A 21,314-nucleotide genomic window follows, 5' to 3' on the forward strand; every position below is an offset into this window, starting at 1 on the left:
AGGATCGATGCATGGCTCCGAAGTCGTTCCGTGCCCGCCGCCTCGGCATCGCCCTGCGCCATGCCCGCGAGGCGGCCGGGCTCACCCTCGAACAGGCCGCTGACGAGATCAACAGCACTCGCAGCACGCTCTCCCGGTACGAGAACGCGCAGACGATGGTCAGCCCGGCCTCGGTACGCGCGCTGCTCACCCTCTACAAGCGGCCGGAGAGCGAACTGGAGGACATGGTGGCGCTCGCCAAGGAGGCCCGGAAGCAGGGTTGGTGGGTTCCCTACTCGTACATCCTGGACCGCCGCACGATCGACTTCATCGCGGTCGAGGCCGAGGCCACCGCGATCGCCAACTTCGAGCCCTCGGTCGTGCCGGGCCTGCTCCAGACCACGGAGTACATCCGGGCGATCATGCGCGGCGGCCCGCACACCCTCGGCGACGAGGAGGTGGAGCAGCGGGTGCAGATCCGGATCGGCCGGCAGGAGCGGCTGAAGGAGTCCGACCCGCCGATCTACGACGCCATCGTCGACGAGGGCGCCCTGCTTCGGCCGGTCGGCGGAGAGGCCGTGATGGCGGCGCAGCTGAAGAGCCTGCTCAAGATGTCCGAGCTGCCGAACGTGACCGTCCAGGTCATCCCGCTCAAGGCGGGCTACCACCGCGGTACCCGTGGTTCGCTGCACATCCTCGAGTTCGCCGACCCGGAGGATCCGATCCTCGCCTCGGTGGAGACCGTCGCCGGACAACTGATCCTCGACCGGCCGGACGAGCTGCGCACCTGCACGAAGATCATGGAACACCTGCGGGCCGTCGCGCTGAGTCCCGCGGAAAGCCGCGACAACATCAACCGCCTCCTGAAAGGACTGTGACATGTCACCGGAGACGACCGACCTGCTCGGCCGGGCACCCTGGCGCAAGAGCAGCCACAGCGGAGACCAGGGCGCCTGCGTCGAGTTCGCCCTGCTCGCCGGGGCCGCCGACGACGTCGTGGCCGTACGCGACTCCAAGGACACCACCGGCCCGGTGCTGGTCTTCGCACCGGCCGCCTGGACCGCATTCACCACCGCGCTGCCCACCTCCCCCGTTCTCCCCTGACCTCCGGGGGAGGTCGGCGGTCACCGAGCTGCGTCCCCCCGGCAAGGCTCGGCCCGCCCAGCTCCGGTGCCCCACGCCCCCTGTTCCGCCGGTCCGGGTCGGCGGTCAGGGGGCGTGGCGGTGGCTACCCTTGATCGGCGTGACCGCCACCGCACTGCACCGCGCCCTCACCGACCCCGGCACGCCGCCGCTGCGGCCGCTCCCGCCGGAGGCCGCCGAGCTGCTGCTCAGGTCGAACGCCCCGGCCCGGCTGGCCGCACACCTGCGGGCGGTGCACGACGTCGCGGCCCAGTTGCTCGACTGGCTCGGCCAGCACCGTCCCGAGCTCGCCGTCGACCACCGGGCGGTGCTCTTCGGCGCGGCCACCCACGACATCGGCAAGACCCGCCATCCCGAGGAGCTCTCCGGGCCCGGCTCGCGGCACGAGCCCGCCGGCCGCGAACTCCTGATCGGGTACGGCGTCCCGCCGGCCCTGGCCCGGTTCGCCGCCAGCCACGCCCGCTGGGACTCACCGGACGCGACGATCGAGGAGTTGCTGGTCAGCCTCGCCGACAAGGTTTGGAAGGGCCGACGCGAAGCCGACCTCGAAACCCGGATCGTGGACCGACTGGCGACGGCCGGCGGGCAGCAGCGCTGGGCCGCGTTCCTGGCCCTCGACGACGTACTGACCGGGATCGCCGAGGAGGCCGACGCGCGCCTCGACTTCCAGTCCCGCTATCCCGTCGACTGACTGTGAGCCCACCGGCCGGCGGGCGCTGCCCGCGGCGACGCGATCATCATGGTGGCGGTCTTCGCGGTCTTCGCGACCCTGTCGATCCTGGAGTACAAGCAGCTCGGGGTCGGCCTCGCCGCCGCGATCCTGATCGACGCCACCGTCATCCGCGGACTCGTGCTCCCCGCCCTGATGCGGCTGCTCGACGAGGCGAACTGGTGGGCGCCGCGCTGGCTGCGGGGAACCGGCGGTCGCCGGTCGACCCGGCGGAGGTACCGACGATGGAGCAGACGGTGCTGGGACCGCGACGCTGATCCCGGCTACGGTGATCTCCTGACCGAAGCGAAGCTCGACGACTGGCGTGAGCGGCTCGGGCCGATGCTTGCGGGACTCCAGGATTTCGTCGTCGGACCCGACAAGCCCCTCGATCATTCCGTCGGGTCCCTGCGCGACCTCGAACACACCCTGCTCGCCGAGACACCGGGCGGGCAGCCGCCTGGCGAGGGAATGGCCGTAGCAGCCGGCGGCTACGTTGGGGAAGTATTGCTCACCGTCGGCGGAGGCGCCTGGACCTGGGACCCGGACTCCGACCTCCCCGTCGCCGGCCTCGGCGTCGGCGAAACGGCCGAGCCCATGCGGCTCGTCCTCGACGCCCTTGTAGAACGCACCGGGACGGTGTGGTCGGCTGAGTACGAACGTATCCGGGCACTAGCCGCCGCACGCCGGAACGAGGATCCCGGCTGGGAACCGCGCCGCACCGATCGGCCGGCGCTACACACCGAGACCTCGGATGCCGCATCGACCGATCCATGGCTCACGCACTGGCTGACCATCCGTGAGGAAGGCTTCCCCGAGTGGTCCGCCGCCACCGGCCGGGCCGACGAGCTGGACTTCAGCCCGGAGTCATTGCTGACACTCGAACAGATCGTACGACGCCGGATCCCGGACAAGGATGCCCTGCGCGGACCGGTGGACGACGACTTCGTCCAGGGGGCGATCTGGTACATCGGCGGGATCGCCCGGCGCCACCGCAACGCACACTGGCGTTACCACCCCAACCGCACCGGCACCAGCAAGAACCCGTACGCGGGCAGGCCATTCGTCCCACAAGATCGCGGCGGAAACGACGCGATACCGCTGCTCGAACTGGAGGCCGCTGTCTTGTCCGACGAGACCGGCGTACTCCTGGACCGGTTCGAGGTGTTCGATTAGCAGCAAGACGGACGCCGACGCGGGCTCCTAGCGGGCCGGGACCGCCCGGGACGGGTTGCCGGCGACCCGATGCAGCCGGGCCACCAACACCGCGAGCAGCGCCAACTCGACCAGCACCAGGATCCGTTCGACCAGGCCCATCATCACCCGACCACCGGGAAACGCGACGTAGTAGAGCGCGAGCAGCGCGAGCACGCTGGTCACCGCCAGCGCCCGCAACCGGCGTACGGCATCCCGCCAGCGGGCGTCGGCGGCGAGCCGGCGGATGGCCAACAGCGTCGCGACCGGCAGGGCGACGAAGGCGGCGACCGAGACGTACCTGTGCACGTAGCCCTGGGTACTCAGCTCGACCACCCCGATCGGGTCGGTCGGGATCAGCGCCGAGGCGATCAGCCCCAGGCACCAGACCAGCAGCAGCGCCTCGGCGAGGCGTCCCACCCTGACCCGGGCGGCCCGCAACGCCAGTGGCACGGCCAGCGAGGTGATCCCGAGGATCAGGATCGCGACGTTCATCGGCCAGCCGTTGTTCGACACCGCGTAGTCGCTGATGGTGAGCGACAGCGGGCTCATCCCGGGGTCGGGGGCGAGGTGCGCCGCGACGCCCAGGGTCGCCGTCAAGCAGATGCCGAGCGCCGCGACCAGGGTCAGCGGTCGAGCGGTCCACGGCTGCGGTAGGGATCCGGACATCATGTGACCAGCGTCGTCGCGCCGCCGCGTCGGCGAATCCGGCGTGATCCCGGACCGATCCCGGGGATCCGCGACCCTGAGCAGGTCAGGGTCGGGTTTCCCCTACCGCCGGCACTCCCCCCAGCACCATCGACACGGGCATCCCGGCCCGCTTCCGCCGCGCCCCGGGCCGCCGTGGGAGACGACAGCAGCGACCGGGCCGCCGTAGGAGAGGACAGCGGCGACCCGGGGCGCCTCGTGCGCGGACCGTCGTCACGGCCCGCCGGTGGGAACCCGCCAATCCGGGTAATGCCTGGCCGTCGGAGGCACACAGGGCGCCTGTCGCTGCGCCGAGACCGCCGGAGGGGAAGAGGTGGCCGGGTGCGCCGGGAGACCGGCCATCCGTTGCGCGAGCGCCCGCCTGATCATCCTTTCCGTCGGAACCCAGCCGAGAAACCGGCGGTGCAGTTCGGCCGGGTACAGCCCGGGGTTCGGGCTCAGTCGGAAGAGGTCCCCGGCCGCCTCGAACAGGGCCGCCCCGAGGTACACGAACAGCGACAGCGGCTCTTGCCGGAACTCCACCAGCAGCGACCGTTACTCAACAGGCACGGCCAGGGGGAGCCGCACTGGCGGCACGTCCACAATGGGCGCCGGGGCGAGTGCGGCCGGTTCGGGTCGGTCACCTCTCAGCTTGGCGGACAAGAAGGCGGGGACCGCCAGTGCCGCTGAATCGGTCCCCGCCCCTTGACGGAAGCGGCCCCCGGGGAGCGGATTTGCGGGCCGCGCTCCCGGCATGTCGACGGGCCGTTGTGATGGCTCCTCCGTCTGACATCCACCCTGGACCGCCAACGCGGGGTAACGGAAGATGTGTGCGGAGTAGTGGTAGGCCAGTGCCAAGAGGCAACCCGCAGTAGGCCGCAACTATGGAGTAATAGGGATGAATGATCTTCGGGAACTACTCCGGCGGGAGCGCAACAACCGAGGATTGACGCAGGATCAAACCGGCGTAACGGTCAACGTCTCGGCATCGTCCATCGGGGCGTTCGAGACGGGCCGCATGGTGCCGATGCCCGACACGGCCAAGGCGCTGGATGCGCTGTTCGAGACCGGAACTCAGATCCAAGAGCTGTCCGCCAGGGCGCGGGCCGAGGCGTCGGCCCCGTGGTTGCGGCCCTGGACCGACAACGAGCAGCGGGCAACCCTGATCCGCTGGTTCGAACACTCTCTGATCCCTGGACTCCTCCAGACCGAGGCGTACGCCCGAGCGATTCTCACTGTCGGTCCGCACCGACGGGACAAGCTGGACGAGCTGACGGCAGCGCGGATCGAGCGCCAGACCGCCGCGCTCGGCCCCGATGATCCGCCGGCGCCGGTGGGGATCATCGGCGAGGCGGCCCTCCGGTACGGCGACGGCGCGCTCATGAAAGAGCAGCTAGAGCACCTGATCGACGTTGGCGACCGGCCGAACGTGCAGATCCGGATCCTGCCCATGTCAGCCGGTCTGCACGCCGGCTTGGCCGGTGCCTTCGTCGTCGCCAGCCTGCCCGGGGCCGGAAGCCCTCGCCTCGCTTACCTGGACGACCAGCTACGGGGACGGACCGTAGCGGATGCCGAGGAGATAGGCGAACTCGACCGAACGTGGGAGAGTTTGAGTGGCCTCGCGCTTCCGTGTGGCCAGTCCCGAGACCTGATCCTGAGGATTATCGATGAGCACACCTGAGCCGACCTGGCGGAAATCCAGCCGCAGTAGCTCGAACGGCGGCGCGTGCGTCGAGGTGGCCGACAACCTCCCCGGCCGTGTCCTCGTCCGGGACACCAAGGACCGTGCCGGCGGAACCCTGGCTTTCGGCCCGGCCGCCTGGCGGGCGTTCGTCAACCTGGCGAAGTCGCACGGCTGACGCCGGGCCGAAGTCTCAGTTGGCCGGCTGATCCTGCCCTCGGGCGGCCGGGCTGGCCGCGCCGTCCAGCAGCTTCAGCGCGGCGATGGCGGCCCCCCGGGCCCCGGCCATGTCGAGATCCGGTACCAGCGCGAACCGGGCCCGCTCGGCCTGCTCGGTCCTGAGCGCGGTGTGTTCCCGGACGGTGGCCAGGAACCAGTCCCGGAACTCCGGCGCCGCCTCCACCACGCCACCGCCGACGAAGTACCCGTCCGGGTCGGTGAAGTTGGCGACGATGGTGAAGAGCCGGCCCAGGGCCATCGCCTGCTGCTCGAAGATCCGCAGCGCCATCGGGTCGCCGTCCACCCCGTACGACCGGACCTGCTTGGCGGCGCTGGACGGGTCGAGTTCGCCGAGCGGGTGCCCGGCGTACCGGCCCAGCCAGTACGGCAGCAGGTTGCGCCGGATGCCGGTCAGCGAGGCGATGCTCTCCACGTCCCCGACGAACCCGCAGTTGCAGACCGGCACCGGCTGCCCCTCGGCGAGCAGGCCGAACATCGGGATGTGCACGTGCCCGAGTTCGCCGGCCATCCCGGCGGTACCGGTCACCACCTGCCCGCACACCACCACGCCGCCGCCGAGTCCGGTGCCCACGATGGCGGAGACCGACGACCGCTGCGGCGCCTCGGCGCCGAAGTAGGAGTGGTGTGCGTAGAGCGCGGCGGCGTTGCCGTCGTTGTGGTAGACGACCGGCAGGCCGAGCCGGCGTTCGAGGGCGCCCCGGATGTCGTAGCCGCGCCAGGCCGGCTGGGAGAAGTTCGTCGAGCCCTTCGACGAGATGACCCCGGTGGCGCTGGCCGGCCCCGGGGTGTCCAGCCCGACGGCCCGGACCTGCTCCGGCCGGGTGCCGGTACGGGCCAGCACCTGTGCCATCGCCCCCGCCAGCGCCTCGACCGCCGCCTCCGGGCCCTCCAGCACCTGGCACGGGCTCTCGACCAACTGGTCGACCAGGAACCGGCCGGTCGCGTCCAGCACGGTGGCGTTGTTGCTGTTACCGCCGTTGTCGAGCCCGACCACGACCGGTATTTCCGAGTTCGTCATGGTGTGCCTCCCGGTTCGCCGGCCGACCCGGACCGGATCCCGGCGTCGGCAGCCGCCCGATGTTCATACCCTGCCGTACCCGAGCCACTCCCGCACCCCCTGCCGCCCGTCGAGACGTCGCGACCGGCGCCGGAATCCGGACCACCGGTCGCCGGAAAGGGGCGTCGGCCAGCGTCGTCCAGCCCTCCGACGGCGCGTCGATCCGGTCCACCAGATGCGCGCAGGAGAGCGCGGTCCCGGCACCGCCCGGTACCGGGCCAGGCGCCGCCGGACCGCCCGGGGATCCGGCGGTCGGGTTCGCGGACGCCGATCCGCCTCTCCGTCCAGCGCTCAACGCCCGGAGCCGCCATGCCTCGCCGCCGGACATGACCCTGCTGCGGAGACTGTCGAGCTGGGTGCACAGACGGGGCGCCCTGACAGTCCGTGGGGCGAGTCCCTCCGGCGGCGGGCATGGGGGTTGCTGGTCGGGTCGGGGTTGGGTGCAGGGACGGGGCAGCTCGACAGTCGGCCGGGTGGAGTTGGTCTGGCGGGCGTGGGGGTTGCTGGTCGGGTGGGCGGGTCCGGGTTGGGCTGGGTGCAGGGACGGGGATCGGGGTCGGAGTGGCCGTGCCGTGCCCGCTACCCGCCTCGGAGGCCGAGGTGTTACCCGCCGGCCGCGTCGAGCGCGGTGGTCAGGTCGGCGACCAGGTCGGCGGCGTCCTCGACCCCGCAGGAGAGCCGCACGAATCCGGCCGACACGTCGTCGCCCCACTGGGCCCGCCGGTCGGCGCTGGTGTGCAGCCCGCCGAAGGAGGTCGCCGCGAAGACCAGCCGGCTGGCGGTCAGGAACCGCGTCACCCGGTCGGCATCGCCGAGGTCGAACGCGACGATCCCGGGCACCCGGCGGAGCTGCCGGCTGGCGATCGGGTACGCGGGGTCGTCGGCGAGCCCCGGCCAGCGTACGCCGGAGACGTCGGAGCGGCCCCGCAGCGTCGCCGCCACCGCCGCCGCGTTGGCGCTCTGCCGGGCCAGCCGCAGGTCCAGCGTGGCCAGCGACCGGTGCGCCAGCCACGCGTCGAAGGCGCCCGGGATCGAGCCGGTGGTGGCCCGCCAGCCCCGGATCGTCTCCAGCAGTCCGGCGGTCCGGCTGGCCACGTAACCGAGCAGCAGGTCCGAGTGCCCCGTCAACGCCTTGGTGCCGGACGCGACCACCAGGTCGGCGCCGAGGTCCAGCGGTCGCTGGCCGAGCGGTGTCGCGGTGGTGTTGTCGACCGCGAGCAGCGCACCGGCGGCGCGCGCCCGGGCGGCCAGTTCGGCGATGTCGCAGACGTCCAGGCCCGGGTTGGCCGGCGTCTCGACCAACACCAGCCGTACGCCGTCGAACGCCGGGTACGGGCCGGCGGTCGGCACGAAGTCGACCCGTACCCCGATCCCGCGCAGCGTCTCGGCGGCGAACGCCCGCACCGGGAAGTACCCGTCGGTGGGGAGCAGCACGGTGTCACCGGGCCGGAGCACCGAGAGCAGCAGCGCCGTGATCGCGGCCTGCCCGCTGGCGAAGGCGAGGCAGTCCCCACCTTCCAGCTCACCGATGGCCGCTTCCAGCCCGCGCCGGGTCGGGTTGTCCGGCCGGCCGTACCCGTTCGGGGTCGCCTCCGGGCCGATCGCCGGGTCCAGGTGGTAGGGGGCGGCGAAGACCGGCCCGGGCAGGAACGGCTGCCCGGGCACCGGCTCCGGCAGACCGGCGTGCACGCTCCGGGTGCCGTCACCGTAGGTCGACTGGTCGGGCATGGTGTCCTTCCGTGGATCGGTGCCGGTCACTCGGGCCTCGGCTTGCGGCTCATCAGCACGGCCATCGCGGTGTGCGGGTCGGCACCCTCGTGGCAGACCCGCTCGACCTGCTCGGTGATCGGCATCTCCACCCCGTGCGCCCGGGACAGGTCCCGGATCGCCAGGCAGCTCTTCACCCCTTCGGCGGTCTGCCGGGTCGCGGCCTGCGCCTGCTCCAGGGTCTCGCCCCGGCCGAGGTGCTCGCCGAAGGTCCGGTTCCGGGACAGTGGCGACGAACAGGTGGCGACCAGGTCGCCGAGGCCGGCCAGGCCGGCGAAGGTCAGCGGGTCGGCGCCGAGCGCCACCCCGAGCCGGGCCGTCTCGGCCAGCCCCCGGGTGATCAGGGTCGCCCGGGTGTTGTCGCCCAGCCCCATCGCGGTGGTGATGCCGTACGCCAGCGCGATCACGTTCTTGACCGCCCCGCCCAGCTCGCAGCCGATCACGTCGTCGTTGGTGTACGGCCGGAGGTACGACGTGCTGACCGACGCCTGCACCAGGTTTGCCCGGTCGGTGTCGGTGCAGGCCACCACGGTCGCGGCGGGTTGCTCGGCGGCGATCTCGGCGGCCAGGTTGGGGCCGGAGACCACGACGACGCGGTCGGCGGCGACCCCGGCGGTCTCCACGATCACCTCGCTCATCCGCTTGGTGGTGCCCAGTTCGATCCCCTTCATCAGGGAGACCAGCGTCGAGTCGGGTTCGAGGTGCCGGGCCCACTCGGCCAGGTTGCCGCGCAACGTCTGCGCCGGTACCGCCAGCACCACCAGGTCGGCGCCGGTGATCGCCTCGGCGGCCTCGGCGGTGCCGCGTACCGCCGCCGGCAGCCGCAGCCCGGGCAGGTAGTCGGGGTTGGTCCGGGCGGTGCGGATCGCCTCGGCCACCGCCGGACGGCGGGCCCAGAGCAGCACGTCCCGGCCGGCGTCGGCGAGCACCTTGGCGAAGGCCGTACCCCAGGAGCCGGCGCCGAGCACGGCGACGTGGCTCATGCCGGCACTCCGCTTCGCTCCGTGCCGCCATGAGGCACATCCGCACTGAGCTGGCCGATTCGCTCGCTACGCTCGCTCATGCCGGCACTCCGCTTCGCTCGCTGCGCTCGCTCATGCTCGGTCCTCGGTGCGGCGGTTCGGCTGCGCCGACCAGATCGGCGGGGGCGTCTCGCCCCGGATCTCGGCGAGCATGTCACGCAGCCGCAGCATGATGGCGTCGGTCATCTCGTCCAGTACGGCCTTGCTCGGCGCCGCGCCGGTCCACCGGCTCAGATCCACCGGCGGACCGGCGACCACCGTCACCGGGGTACGCGGCCGGAGGCTGACCTTCTTCGTCCGCGGGTCGAAGATCCGCTGTGGCCCCCACATCACCACCGGCACCACCGGGGCACCGGTGGCCAGGGCGAGCCGGGCGGCGCCGGTCTTGCCGCGCATCGGCCACAGCTCGGGCTCCCGGGTGGTGGTGCCCTCCGGGTAGATCACGACAGCCGCACCGGAGCGGACCGCCCGGTCCAGCGCCTCCAGCGACCTGGCCGCGTCGACGGTGCCGCGCTCCACCGGGATCTGCTGGCACTTCAGCAGGATTTTGCCGATCACCGGCACCTTGAAGACGCTTGCCTTGCCCAGAAAGCTGGGCCAGCGGCCGGAGTCGTAGATGAAGTGCGCCGAGACCAGCGGGTCGAAGTGGGAGAGGTGGTTCGGCACGATGATCACGCCACCGGAGGGCGGGACGTGCTCCATGCCGCGCCAGTCGCGCCGTGTCCAGACGGTCAGGACCGGCTTGACCACCGCGACGGCGAACCGTCGCCAGAATCCCAGCCTGCGCCGTGTCACTGTGCCTCCTCGTCGTCCCCACCCTGGCGCGGCCCGGCCGGGGCGCCATCCAGGCGTCCTGGCTCGGGTGGCGAGGTGACACCGCCCGTACCCACCCCGTCCGGCCCGCCACCGACCCGGGCCCGGGGTGCCGCCGCCCGCAGCGAAATCATGCCTGCCCGTCCCGGGTACGGCCAGCCAGGGGTATCCCCGGGGCCGGGTACGCCACACGCCGGGCGGCCGCCGGCGAGCTGGCAGGATTGTCGCGTGGCAGAGCGGAACTGGACCGTGGTGGTGCCGGTCAAGCGCCTCGGGTCGGCGAAGAGCCGGCTGCGCGGCGCGCTCGACGGTGTACCGCACGAACTGCTCGCCCTGGCCCTGGCCGAGGACACCGTCGAAGCCGTACTCGGCTGTCCGGCCGTCCGGGAACTGCTGGTGGTGACCGACGACCCGGCGGCCACCCGGACCCTGGGCCGGCTCGGCGCCCGGGTCGTGCCGGAGCCGCCGACCGCCGGGCTCAACCCCGCGTTCGTCCGGGGCGCGGCGGCGGCTTCCGACGGCCCGGTGGCGGCACTCACCGCCGACCTGCCGGCGCTGCGTCCGGCCGAGTTGGCCGAGGCACTGCGGGCCGCCGACGGTTCGCCCGGGGTACGCCGGTTCGTCGCGGACGCCCCCGGCACCGGCACCGTACTGCTCACCGCCGTCCCCGGCGCGGCCCTCGACCCCCGGTTCGGCCCGCACTCGGCGGCGGCGCACGCGGCCTCCGGCGCTCGTCCGCTCACCGGTGCCTGGCCGACGCTGCGCCGCGACGTCGACACCGCGGCGGACCTGCGGGCGGCGGCGGCGCTCGGGCTCCGCCGGCGCACCGCCGCACTGACCCGGCGGGCGGCACCGGCCGGCGCAGAGTGCTGACTCGCGACCCGACCAGCGACGCAAACCGCTGACTCGCGACCCGACCAGCGGCCCAGACCGGTGCCGGTGCCCCGGCAGGCCGACCCGCCACCCGGCGGACCGGTGTACGGTGCTGGGCATGCAGGGCACGGTGGCCGACTACGACCCGCAGACCAGGACCGGCACGCTGCTGCTCGACGACGGCTCCCGGGTCACCTTCCCGGCCACCGCGTTCGACGCCTCCGGCCTGCGCCTGCTCCGGTTGGGTCAGCGGGTCCGGCTGGAGCACGACGACGCCGGCACGCTGGTCCGGGTCACGCTGCCGACCTTCCCCTGACCCGCTCGGTCAAGTTCATTTTCCGTTAACCACCGCCGGGGAATGATGGGGTGGTGAGCACCCCGCCGTCCCGACGCCCCCTCTCCCAGCGCCAGTCGCGGTCCGGCGCCAGCGAACGGCCTACGCCGGATCCGGCACCGGACGGCACGGACGAATCCCGGCAGGCGAGCCCGTCCCGTCCCGCGCCGGCACCCCTGCCCGGGGCCGGTTCGACCCGCACACCCCGTACTCCCCGGGGTGGCCGGACGAACGGGGACCAGCCGCCCGGCACCACCCGTACCCCACGGGGTGGCCGGACGGGCGGAGACCAGGCGCCCGGCACCGCCCGTACTCCCCGGGGCGGCCGGGCCGGCGGTGGCGGGAAGCCGGCCGGCTCCGGTGACCGGCCGGAGGGGCACACCGACCGCGAGCCGGCGGGCGAGCCGGACGGCACCGTCGAGCCGGACACCGTCGCCGAGCCGGACCGGTCGGCGGCGCTGGACCAGGCGGCCGACTCGGCGCGCGCCGCGGCCGGCGGGCCGGACCGGAGCCCGGCGACCGGCCTGGCCGACAACCCGGCGCACGGCCGGCGCGGGTCACCGGCGACCGGCCCGGGCAGCGCCGTCCCGGAGAGCGCACTGGCCGCCCGCGCCGAGACGACCGAGCCGTCCGCCGAGCCGGTCGGGGAACCGGCCGCGCCGCTGCCGTCGGACCGGTTCCTCAACCGGGAGCTGTCCTGGCTGGATTTCAACGCCCGGGTGCTGGCCCTGGCCGAGGATCCGGACACCCCGCTGCTGGAGCGGGCCAAGTTCCTCGCCATCTTCGCCAACAACCTGGACGAGTTCTACATGGTCCGGGTCGCCGGGCTGAAGCGACGGTTGCAGGCCGGGCTGCCGGTCCGGGGCGGCGACCGGATGCCGCTGACCACCCAGCTCGAACTGGTCTCCGAGCGCGCCGCCGACCTGGTCGCCCGGCACGCGGCGTGCTTCGTCGACGAGGTGATGCCGAAGCTGGCCACCGAGAACATCGCACTGCTGCACTGGGACGAGCTGCCCGTGCCGGAGCGGCAGCGGCTGCGGGCGTACTTCCGGGAGCAGATCTTCCCGGTACTCACCCCGCTCGCCGTCGACCCGGCGCACCCGTTCCCGTACATCTCCAGCCGGTCGCTCAACCTGGCCGTGCTGGTCCGCGACTCCGACCACGGATCGGAACTCTTCGCCCGGGTGAAGGTGCCGAACAACGTACCTCGGTTCGTCCGGGTCGAACGGGACGCGCCCGGCTACCGGTTCCTGCCGGTGGAGGACCTGATCGCGGCCCACCTCGACCAGCTCTTCTCCGGCATGCAGGTGGTGGAGTGCCACCTGTTCCGGGTCACCCGCAACGCCGAGGTGGAGGTCGACGAGGACCGCGACGAGGACCTGCTGCAAGCCCTGGAACGGGAACTCGCCCGGCGCCGCTTCGGCCCGCCGGTACGCCTGGAGGTGGCCGCCTCCGTCTCCGACCACGTACTCGACCTGCTGGTCCGGGAACTCGACATGGACAGCCAGGACGTGCTGCGGGTGCCGGGGCTGCTCGACCTGACCGCGCTCTGGCAGGTCTACAACGAGTCCAACCGGCCCGAGCTGAAGGACCCGCCGTTCGTGCCGGCCACCCACCCCCGGCTCGCCGAGGGTGAGGTGCCGCGGAGCGTCTTCGCCACCCTGCGCGACGGCGACATCCTGGTGCACCATCCCTACCGCTCGTTCTCGACCAGCGTGCAGCGGTTCATCGAGCAGGCCGCCGCCGACCCGAACGTGCTGGCCATCAAGCAGACCCTCTACCGCACCAGCGGGGACTCCCCGATCGTCGACGCGCTGATCGACGCGGCCGCCGCCGGCAAGCAGGTGGTGGTGCTGGTGGAGATCAAGGCCCGGTTCGACGAGGTGGCCAACATCGGCTGGGCCCGGGTGCTGGAGCGGGCCGGCTGCCACGTGGTCTACGGCCTGGTCGGGCTCAAGACGCACTGCAAGACCGCGCTGGTGGTCCGGCAGGAGGGCAACCAGATCCGCCGGTACTGCCACATCGGCACCGGCAACTACCACCCGAAGACCGCCCGGCTCTACGAGGACTTCGGCATGCTCACCGCCGACCCGGAGATCGGGGCCGACCTGACCGACCTGTTCAACGTGCTCACCGGGTACAGCCGGCAGACGTCGTACCGGCGGTTGCTGGTGGCGCCGCAGGGCATCCGGCGCGGCCTGATCGAGCGGATCGAGGGCGAGATCGACCGGGCCCGTCAGGGCCTGCCGGCCCTGGTCCAGTTCAAGGTCAACTCGCTGGTCGACGAGGCGATCGTGGACGCGCTCTACCGGGCTTCCCGGGCCGGGGTGCACGTCGACCTGCTGATCCGGGGAATGTGCACGCTGCGGCCGGGCGTACCGGGGTTGTCGGAGAACATCCGGGTGCGCTCGATCCTCGGCCGCTTCCTCGAACACTCCCGGGTGTTCCGGTTCGGCGGCGGGGTCGCCGCGGTCGGCGGTGCCGGCGGGTCGGACGGCGGTGTCGAGTTCTGGATCGGCTCCGCCGACCTGATGCACCGCAACCTGGACCGCCGGGTGGAGGCGCTGGTGCAGGTGACCGACCCGACCGCCCGGGCCGAGCTGGACGAGTTGCTGACCGCCGCGATGAGCCCGCAGGTCGAGGCGTTCGACCTGACCGGGGACGGCTGCTGGACCCGGCGCAAGGGGACCCTGGAGGCACCGCTGGTGAACCTCCAGGAGGCGCTGCTGCGCCGGGTCGCCGGAGCTGCCAAGTGAGCCGCCGGGCGGTTCGCCGGGAACGGCGGACACTCGGCGGAGCCGACATTCCGGACTAGGCTTGGCCGATGCTGGAGGAGGAGCGGAAGTACGACGTCGACCCGGAGTTCACCCTGCCCGACCTGTCCGCGGTCGTGCCCGACGGGATACGGGTGGTGGAACTGCCCCCGGTGACGCTCACCGCGACCTACCTCGACACCACCGACCTGCGGCTGGCCCGGGCCGGGGTGTCGCTGCGGCACCGCAAGGGCGACGAGCTGCCCTGGACGGTCAAACTCCCGGCCGGCAGCCCCGGCGTACGGCACGAGATCTCCCGGACGGGCCGGCCGAAGAGCGTCCCGGCCGACCTGGTGGCGCTGGTGACCGCGTACTCCCGGGGCGCGGAACTCAAGCCGGCCGCGGTGGTCCGCACCGTCCGGCGGGCGTACGAGCTGCGCGACGGCGCCGACCGGACCCTGGCGGAACTCGCCGACGACGCGGTGCAGGTGCGCGACGGCAAGCAGGTCCGGTCGACGTTCCGCGAGATCGAGGTGGAGCGCAAGGACGGCGGGCGGGACCTGCTCGACGCGGTGGAGTCGGCGCTGACCGGAGCCGGCGCCCGGACCGGTGCCTTCACTCCGAAGCACGTCCGGGCACTCGGTGCGACGGCCGAGGCGGCGCCCGACCTGGTGCCCCCGGGCGAGCTGCCCGAGCGGCCCAGCGCCGGTGACGTGGTGACGGCGGCGGTCCGCCGCAGCGTCGGCCGGCTGCTCGCACACGATCCGCTGGTCCGGTTGCGGGCGCCGGTCGGCGACGACGACACCGCCGTACACCAGATGCGGGTCGGCTGCCGACGGCTCCGCAGCGACCTGCGGACGTTCGGGCCGCTGGTCCGCACGGCGTGGGCCAAGCCGTTGCGGGACGAGCTGAAGTGGCTGGCGGGGGTGCTGGGGCAGGCCCGGGACGCCGAGGTGCTGCGGGCCCGGCTGTCCCGGACGGCCGCCGCCGACCCGCTCAGCCCGCTCGACCCGGCGGCGGTGGAGCGGATGGACCGGGTACTCGCCGACCGGCACTCCACGGCGCTGGCCGAAGTCGACGAGGCGCTGGGCTCGGCGCGCTACCACGCCCTGGTCGAGGCGCTGGTCGACGCCACCCGGACGCCGCAACTGACCGCCCGGGCCGACGGGCCCGCCGAAGAGGTGCTCCCCCGACTGGTCGCCCGACCCTGGCACCGGCTGACCGACGGCGACGACGAGGTCGACGGCGCCGCCGACCTCGACCCGGCCGCCCCGGACGAGCGCTGGCACGCGGTACGGATCAACGGCAAGCGGGCCCGGTACGCCGTCGACGCCGTCGCCGGGGTACTCGGCGGCGACGCGGCGAAGCTGGCCAGGGCGCTGGCGAAGGTGCAGGACGTGCTCGGCGAGCACCAGGACGCGGCGGTCGCCGCCGAAACCTGGCGGTCGATCGCGGAACAGGACCCGGCCGACCACGCCGTGGCGGTCACCGCCGGCCGGTTGGTGGAACGGGAGCGGGCCGCCGTCCGGGCCGCCCGGGCGGCCTTCCCCGAGGCGTGGCGCCGGGCGAGCCGGGGACGCCGGACGGCATGGCTGGGGTGACACCGGTCCGCGCGGCGGGTGGCGTGGTCTGGCGCCACGGCGATGACGGCGTGCGGGTGTGCGTGGTGCACCGCCCCCGCTACGACGACTGGTCGCTGCCGAAGGGCAAGCTGGACCCCGGGGAACATCCGCTGACCGCCGCGGTACGCGAGGTGGCCGAGGAGGCCGACGTACGCGGGGTGCCGGAGGTGCGGCTGCCCCCGGTGCACTACCGGATGCGCGACGGTGCGCCGAAGACGGTCGAGTTCTGGTCGATGCGGGCCGGCGGCGGCGGCGGTTTCCAGCCGGAGACCGAGGTCGACGCCGTACGCTGGCTGCCGCTGCCCGAGGCCACCCGACTGGTCAGCTATCCGCACGACGTCCGGGTGCTGGAGGACTTCGCGGCCCTGCCGCCGGTGACCGTGGTGCTGGGCCTGGTCCGGCACGCCCCGGCGGGCAAGCGGGGCACCTGGTCCGGGCCGGACACCGCCCGCCCGCTGGACACCGCCGGTCTGGCCCAGGCCCGGGAGTTGGCCGAGCTGCTGGCACTGCTCCGCCCGGTACGCCTGCGTTCGGCGGCGCCCCGGCGCTGCGTGCAGACGCTGCAACCCCTGGCCGAACTGCTCGACCGGCCGATCGAGGTGGATTCCGCGTACGACGAGCCGAAGCCGGGGCAGGACGGTGAGGAGAACGCCCTGGCCGCCGCCGGAGCCCTGCTCGAACTGGCCCGGGCCGGCGAACCGGCGGTGGTCTGTAGCCAGGGAAAGGTGATCCCGCAGGCGTTGGCCCGACTGGCCGCCGCATCGGCCGAATCGGCCGCACCGACCGGCCCGGTCGTCCGGGGTGGCCCGGTCGCGCTTCGCGGGTCGGTGGAGGATTTCCGGGCCAGGAAGGGCACCGGCTGGCTGCTCGCCTTCAGCGGCGACCGGCTGGTCGGCGCGAGCCGGCTCGACGGCGCGGACCGGCTCGCCGCCATCGCACCCTGACCGCCTCTACCGGTTCGCCGCGCTGACATCCCTGTCCGAGCTCTGCCGGGACTGTCGGTCCAGGGGTACCCCGAAGGTCCGGCTCGGGCTTTCAGGGCGTCCAGGGGCCGCTGAGCGGCGTTAACGCCCTGTCGACGCCGGAGGACGGGACCGCGCAGCCCGGGCTTCCGTGCCGGACAACGTGAAGGGCGCCCCCGGACGAGCCGGAGGCGCCCTGACGGTACCCGGATCAGCGCTTGGCGGCCTTCTTGGCCGGGGCCTTCTTGGCCGGAGCCTTCTTGGCCGTGGTGGCCTTCTTGGTCGCCGTCGCGCGGGTGGACGTGGTCTTGGCTGCCGTCGTCTTCTTCGCCGCCGTCGTCTTCTTGGCCGTGGTGGCCTTCTTGACGCCGGTGGCCTTCTTCGCCGGAGCCGTCTTCTTCGCCGCCGCCTTGGTGGCGGTCGTCTTGGCGGGTGCCGCCTTCTTGGTCGTCTTCTTGGCAACGGTCGACTTGGCCGTTGACGCCGTGCCGGCCTTCTTCGCCGCCACGGTGTTCTTCGGGGCCTTGCCGCTGGCCACCATCTCCTTGAACCCGGCGCCCGGCCGGAAGGCCGGAACCGATGTCTTCTTCACCTTCACCGATTCACCGGTACGGGGGTTGCGGGCTGTTCGAGCACCGCGCACGCGCTTTTCGAACACCCCGAACCCGGTGATGGCAACCCGATCGCCCTTGGTGACCGCCGCCTGGACCTCCGCGAGGACCGCGTCGAGCGCCGACGTCGCCGTCTTCCGGTCTCCCAGACGAGCGGCGAGAGCCTCGATGAGCTCGGCCTTGTTCACGACTTCCCTCCCAATGTGCAACTGGACTCAACGCGAGCCATTCTGCGCGCACGGTATGCCCTGTGCCACCGGGACACAAACATCTGCTCGAAAAAACCCATTGTGTCGCAACGGATTCGCCCCCGCCGGGCGAACCGGCGGGGGCGAAAACGACTGTACGGTCGGCGGTTCGGCCTATGCCACCACGGGCCGGAAGGGGGATCGCCGGCCCTCGTAGGCGGTGATGTCCGCCTCGTGCCGGAGGGTCAGTCCAATGTCGTCCAAGCCCTCGATCAGCCGCCAGCGACTGAAGTCGTCCATCGGGAAGGACCAGGTGTCCTCCCCGGCCCGGACCTCCCGGGCGGTCAGGTCGACCGTGATCCGGACCGTCGGGTCGGACTCCACCAACTCCCACAAGGCCTCGACGGCCTTCAATTCAAGCTCGACCGGAAGGAGTCCTTCCTTGAGCGCGTTCCCCCGGAAGATGTCCCCGAAGCGGGGGGCGATGACGGACCGGAACCCCCAGTCGCGCAGCGCCCACACGGCGTGCTCGCGGGAGGAGCCCGTGCCGAACTCGGGGCCGGCCACGAGAATCGACGCCTGGGAATATGAGGAATCGTTGAGTACGAATGCCGGATCCTCCCGCCAGGCGCTGAAGAGGCCGTCGGCGAAGCCCGTCCGGGTCACCCGCTTGAGGTACACGGCGGGGATGATCTGATCGGTATCCACGTTGGACCGGCGCAGCGGGACCGCCGTACCGGTGTGCACGGTGAACTTGTCCATCTCAGGTCAGCCCCTTCACAGGTCGGCCGGCGCGGCCAGCCGGCCCACCACGGCAGTGGCGGCGGCGACCGGTGGCGAGACCAGGTGGGTACGCCCACCCCGGCCCTGCCGGCCCTCGAAGTTTCGGTTGGAGGTCGAGGCCGAGCGCTGGCCCGGCTTGAGGGTGTCCGGGTTCATGCCCAGGCACATCGAGCAGCCGGCGAACCGCCACTCGGCGCCCGCCTCGGTGAAGACCTGGTCCAGCCCCTCCTGCTCGGCCGCCTCGCGGACCGCTGCCGACCCGGGCACGACGAGCATCCGCACCCCGTCGGCCACCCGGTGCCCGCGCAGCACGTCGGCGGCGGCCCGGAGGTCCTCCAGCCGGCCGTTGGTGCAGGAACCGACGAAGACCACGTCCACCGGTACGTCCCGGAGCGGGGTGCCGGGCTTGAGGTCCATGTATTCCAGGGCCCGCCGGGCGGCGGTCTGCTCGGCGTCGGTGACGAAGTCCTCCGGGTCCGGCACGGCCGCGTCCAGCGCGGTGCCCTGGCCGGGGTTGGTGCCCCAGGTGACGAACGGGCTGATCCGACTGGCGTCCAGCACCACCTCGCTGTCGAAGGTCGCGCCCTCGTCGGTCGGCAGAGTCCGCCAGTATTCGACGGCGGCGTCCCAGTCCGCGCCCTGCGGGGCGTTCGGCCGGCCCAACAGGTAGGCGAAGGTGGTCTCGTCCGGCGCGATCATCCCAGCCTTGGCGCCCCACTCGATGGACATGTTGGCGATGGTCATCCGGCCCTCCATGGAGAGCCTGCTGATCGCCTCGCCCCGGTACTCCACGATGTGGCCGCGACCGCCGCCGGTGCCGACCTGGGCGATCAGCGCCAGCACCAGGTCCTTGGCGGTGACCCCGGGAGCCAGCTCGCCGGTCACGGTCACCGCCATGGTCTTCGGGCGGATCTGCGGCAGGGTCTGCGTCGCCAGGACGTGTTCGACCTCACTGGTCCCGATGCCGAACGCCAGGGCGCCGAACGCGCCGTGGGTGGCCGTGTGTGAGTCGCCGCACACGATGGTCAGGCCCGGCTGGGTCAGCCCGAGCTGCGGCCCGATCACGTGCACGATGCCCTGGTTGTCGTCGCCGAGCGGGTGCAGCTTGAGCCCGAACTCGGCACAGTTGCGGCGCAGCGTCTCGATCTGGGTCCGCGAGGTCGGATCGGCGATGGTGAGCAGGTCACCGCGCCGGGACCGGAACGACGGGTCGTCGTACCCGGTCGGGGTGTTGTGGTCCTCGGTCGCGAGCGTGAGGTCGGGCCGGCGGACCTTGCGGTTCGCCATCCGCAGCCCGTCGAAGGCCTGCGGGCTGGTCACCTCGTGCAGCAGGTGCAGGTCGATATAGAGCAGATCCGGCTCACCGTCAGCGGATCGCACCACGTGAGCATCCCAGACCTTCTCGGCCAGGGTCCTGGGCGAGGACGGCTCTGGAGTGACTCCCACCATCTGGACATCCTAAATTCTGGGAGGTAGGTTTCGGCTTGTGGGACACAGTATGAGCGGTGTCGGCGTTCTCGACAAGGCGGTGGTCATCCTGGCCGCCTGCGTCGACGGCGCCAGCCTGGCCGAACTCGTCGATCGCACCAAGCTGCCCCGGGCCACGGCCCACCGCCTGGCCCAGGCCCTGGAGATCCATCGGATGCTGGTCCGGGACACCCAGGGACGCTGGCGCCCGGGGCCGCGTCTGGGCGAGTTGGCGAACGCCGCCCCCGACGTACTGCTGACCGCGGCCGAGCCGCTGCTCTCGGCGCTCCGGGACGCGACCGGCGAGAGCGCCCAGCTCTATCTGCGCCGGGCCGACGAGCGGATCTGCGTGGCCGCCGCCGAGCGGGCCAGCGGACTGCGCGACACCGTACCGGTCGGCTCGGTGCTGCCGATGACCGCCGGTTCCGCCGCACAGATCCTGCTGGCCTGGGAGCCGCCGGAGGCGGTCATGCCCCTGCTCCCCCGGTGTAAGTTCACCGGCCGTACCCTCGCCGAGGTGCGCCGCCGGGGCTGGGCGCAGAGCGTCGCCGAACGGGAGGCCGGGGTGGCGAGCGTCTCGTCGCCGATCCGGGACCGGACCGGTCGGGTGATCGCCGCGATCAGCATCTCCGGGCCGATCGAGCGGCTCGGCCGGCGACCCGGCGACCGGCATGCGATGGCCGTGGTCCGGGCCGGCCAACGGCTGAGCGGCCTGTAACCCGACTCTTGCCGGCGGCCGGGCGGCGAATGGCCGCCGGGACCAACTCAACCCACCGACTCACCCCGAGGCGGGCTCAAGCCCGGAGTGGACTCTGCCCGGGGTCGCCTCCCGGGCGGCCTCCGCGCGGCAGGCCGCCAGCCGACCGACACCCACCCGGCCGGCAACCCGATGCCGACGCCGTCGCGCGACGGGACTCCCGCCCGGCGGACTGTCGAGCTGCCCCGTCCGTGCACCCACTCGGCTGCCCCGTCCGTGCACCCACTCGGCTGCCCCGTCCGTGCACCCAGCTCGACAGTCTCGTCCGTGCACCCAGCTCGGCTGCCCCGTCCGTGCACCCAGCTCGACAGTCTCGTCCGTGCACCCAGCTCGACAGTCTCGTCCGTGCACCCAGCTCGACAGTCTCGGCGGCGGTCGGCCAGCTCGGCGAGGAGAGACCTCGCCGCCGACGCCAGGACGACTGCCGAGAGCATGTCGACTCATGGCCAGCGAGGAGGCACGGGAGTTCGCGGGCGTCGGGCGTCGGTAACGGGGCGGAGCGGCGAGCGCGGAGCGCACTGGATCGCGGGCCACCGGAAGCGCGGGACCGCCGGCCGTCGGAGAACACCGGGATCCCTGCCCGTTCCGGGCCGGAGCACCGGCACGCCAAGTGGTTCGTTTCGAGTACCAGGTCGGGCCGGGTGTGCCATGCTCGACATCGGGAACTGGCTG

21 protein-coding genes are annotated in these 21,314 nt (G+C 72.7%); 12 read left to right on the plus strand and 9 right to left on the minus strand.

What is annotated here, in order from left to right; translation table 11 throughout:
- Positions 1–11 precede the first annotated feature (11 nt).
- The 4 genes from ACQEVC_RS00635 (at position 12) to ACQEVC_RS00650 (ending at position 3,007) form a co-directional block, all read left to right on the plus strand.
- Positions 12–857, plus strand: coding sequence for a helix-turn-helix domain-containing protein (locus ACQEVC_RS00635; protein ID WP_432872285.1), 846 nt, complete (start codon positions 12–14; stop codon positions 855–857).
- 1 nt (position 858) lies between these two features.
- Complete coding sequence (locus ACQEVC_RS00640; protein ID WP_346256254.1) at positions 859–1,083, plus strand: DUF397 domain-containing protein; 225 nt, start codon at positions 859–861, stop codon at positions 1,081–1,083.
- Between the two features lie 139 nt (positions 1,084–1,222).
- Positions 1,223–1,813: an HD domain-containing protein gene (locus ACQEVC_RS00645; protein ID WP_432872287.1), complete on the plus strand. Its 591-nt coding sequence runs from the start codon at positions 1,223–1,225 to the stop codon at positions 1,811–1,813.
- Between the two features lie 48 nt (positions 1,814–1,861).
- A complete protein-coding gene (locus ACQEVC_RS00650; RefSeq protein ID WP_432872289.1) occupies positions 1,862–3,007 on the plus strand; it encodes a hypothetical protein in 1,146 nt (381 codons plus the stop codon).
- A gap of 27 nt (positions 3,008–3,034) precedes the next feature.
- Here ACQEVC_RS00650 and ACQEVC_RS00655 read toward each other — a convergent pair whose 3' ends face one another.
- Positions 3,035–3,697, minus strand: coding sequence for a DUF998 domain-containing protein (locus tag ACQEVC_RS00655; RefSeq protein ID WP_432872291.1), 663 nt, complete (start codon positions 3,695–3,697; stop codon positions 3,035–3,037).
- Positions 3,698–4,610: 913 nt separating this feature from the next.
- Here ACQEVC_RS00655 and ACQEVC_RS00660 point away from each other — a divergent pair.
- Positions 4,611–5,393 (plus strand): helix-turn-helix domain-containing protein, encoded by a 783-nt coding sequence (locus tag ACQEVC_RS00660; protein ID WP_432872293.1) that lies wholly within the window; start codon positions 4,611–4,613, stop codon positions 5,391–5,393.
- On the plus strand, positions 5,380–5,571 hold the full coding sequence (locus tag ACQEVC_RS00665; RefSeq protein WP_432872295.1) for a DUF397 domain-containing protein: 192 nt from the start codon (positions 5,380–5,382) through the stop codon (positions 5,569–5,571). Before ACQEVC_RS00660 ends, ACQEVC_RS00665 begins: the two co-directional genes overlap by 14 nt.
- Before the next feature lie 15 nt (positions 5,572–5,586).
- Here ACQEVC_RS00665 and ACQEVC_RS00670 read toward each other — a convergent pair whose 3' ends face one another.
- The 5 genes from ACQEVC_RS00670 to ACQEVC_RS00690 form a co-directional block, all read right to left on the minus strand.
- Positions 5,587–6,651, minus strand: a complete 1,065-nt coding sequence (locus ACQEVC_RS00670; protein ID WP_432872297.1) for an ROK family protein — start codon at positions 6,649–6,651, stop codon at positions 5,587–5,589.
- A gap of 642 nt (positions 6,652–7,293) precedes the next feature.
- Positions 7,294–8,418, minus strand: coding sequence for a cystathionine gamma-lyase (locus tag ACQEVC_RS00675; protein WP_432872299.1), 1,125 nt, complete (start codon positions 8,416–8,418; stop codon positions 7,294–7,296).
- A gap of 26 nt (positions 8,419–8,444) precedes the next feature.
- Positions 8,445–9,440: an NAD(P)H-dependent glycerol-3-phosphate dehydrogenase gene (locus ACQEVC_RS00680; protein WP_432872301.1), complete on the minus strand. Its 996-nt coding sequence runs from the start codon at positions 9,438–9,440 to the stop codon at positions 8,445–8,447.
- A gap of 111 nt (positions 9,441–9,551) precedes the next feature.
- Positions 9,552–10,274: a lysophospholipid acyltransferase family protein gene (locus ACQEVC_RS00685; RefSeq protein ID WP_432872302.1), complete on the minus strand. Its 723-nt coding sequence runs from the start codon at positions 10,272–10,274 to the stop codon at positions 9,552–9,554.
- The gene (locus ACQEVC_RS00690; protein ID WP_432872304.1) at positions 10,271–10,426 is read right to left on the minus strand and encodes a hypothetical protein; all 156 of its coding nucleotides are present in this window, start codon (positions 10,424–10,426) and stop codon (positions 10,271–10,273) included. Before ACQEVC_RS00690 ends, ACQEVC_RS00685 begins: the two co-directional genes overlap by 4 nt.
- A 94-nt stretch (positions 10,427–10,520) precedes the next feature.
- Between ACQEVC_RS00690 and cofC the strand changes: the two genes are divergently transcribed.
- The 5 genes from cofC to ACQEVC_RS00715 all read left to right on the plus strand — a co-directional run bounded on the left by cofC (position 10,521) and on the right by ACQEVC_RS00715 (position 16,818).
- The gene (cofC, locus tag ACQEVC_RS00695; RefSeq protein ID WP_432872306.1) at positions 10,521–11,165 is read left to right on the plus strand and encodes a 2-phospho-L-lactate guanylyltransferase; all 645 of its coding nucleotides are present in this window, start codon (positions 10,521–10,523) and stop codon (positions 11,163–11,165) included.
- A 118-nt stretch (positions 11,166–11,283) separates the two neighbouring features.
- The gene (locus tag ACQEVC_RS00700; RefSeq protein ID WP_318395431.1) at positions 11,284–11,481 is read left to right on the plus strand and encodes a cold-shock protein; all 198 of its coding nucleotides are present in this window, start codon (positions 11,284–11,286) and stop codon (positions 11,479–11,481) included.
- A gap of 476 nt (positions 11,482–11,957) precedes the next feature.
- Complete coding sequence (locus ACQEVC_RS00705) at positions 11,958–14,255, plus strand: RNA degradosome polyphosphate kinase (RefSeq protein WP_432890917.1); 2,298 nt, start codon at positions 11,958–11,960, stop codon at positions 14,253–14,255.
- A 68-nt stretch (positions 14,256–14,323) separates the two neighbouring features.
- Entirely contained in the window at positions 14,324–15,853 is a 1,530-nt protein-coding gene (locus tag ACQEVC_RS00710; protein WP_432872308.1) for a CHAD domain-containing protein, read from the plus strand.
- The gene (locus ACQEVC_RS00715; RefSeq protein WP_432872310.1) at positions 15,841–16,818 is read left to right on the plus strand and encodes an NUDIX domain-containing protein; all 978 of its coding nucleotides are present in this window, start codon (positions 15,841–15,843) and stop codon (positions 16,816–16,818) included. The genes ACQEVC_RS00710 and ACQEVC_RS00715 overlap by 13 nt, the downstream gene beginning before the upstream one ends.
- Before the next feature lie 229 nt (positions 16,819–17,047).
- On the opposite strand, the gene ACQEVC_RS00720 is transcribed toward ACQEVC_RS00715, so the two are convergent.
- The 3 genes from ACQEVC_RS00720 to leuC all read right to left on the minus strand — a co-directional run bounded on the left by ACQEVC_RS00720 (position 17,048) and on the right by leuC (position 19,867).
- The gene (locus tag ACQEVC_RS00720) at positions 17,048–17,635 is read right to left on the minus strand and encodes an HU family DNA-binding protein (protein ID WP_432872312.1); all 588 of its coding nucleotides are present in this window, start codon (positions 17,633–17,635) and stop codon (positions 17,048–17,050) included.
- Positions 17,636–17,809: 174 nt separating this feature from the next.
- A complete protein-coding gene (gene leuD, locus ACQEVC_RS00725; protein ID WP_432872314.1) occupies positions 17,810–18,397 on the minus strand; it encodes a 3-isopropylmalate dehydratase small subunit in 588 nt (195 codons plus the stop codon).
- Positions 18,398–18,412: 15 nt separating this feature from the next.
- Positions 18,413–19,867, minus strand: coding sequence for a 3-isopropylmalate dehydratase large subunit (gene leuC / locus ACQEVC_RS00730; RefSeq protein WP_432872316.1), 1,455 nt, complete (start codon positions 19,865–19,867; stop codon positions 18,413–18,415).
- A 49-nt stretch (positions 19,868–19,916) separates the two neighbouring features.
- On the opposite strand from leuC, the gene ACQEVC_RS00735 reads away from it, so the two are divergent.
- Positions 19,917–20,603 (plus strand): IclR family transcriptional regulator, encoded by a 687-nt coding sequence (locus tag ACQEVC_RS00735; protein ID WP_101370253.1) that lies wholly within the window; start codon positions 19,917–19,919, stop codon positions 20,601–20,603.
- The last annotated feature ends 711 nt before the right edge of the window (positions 20,604–21,314 follow it).

It is taken from the genome of Plantactinospora sp. CA-294935 (genome assembly GCF_050936445.1).
Taxonomy (GTDB): Bacteria; Actinomycetota; Actinomycetes; order Mycobacteriales; family Micromonosporaceae; genus Plantactinospora.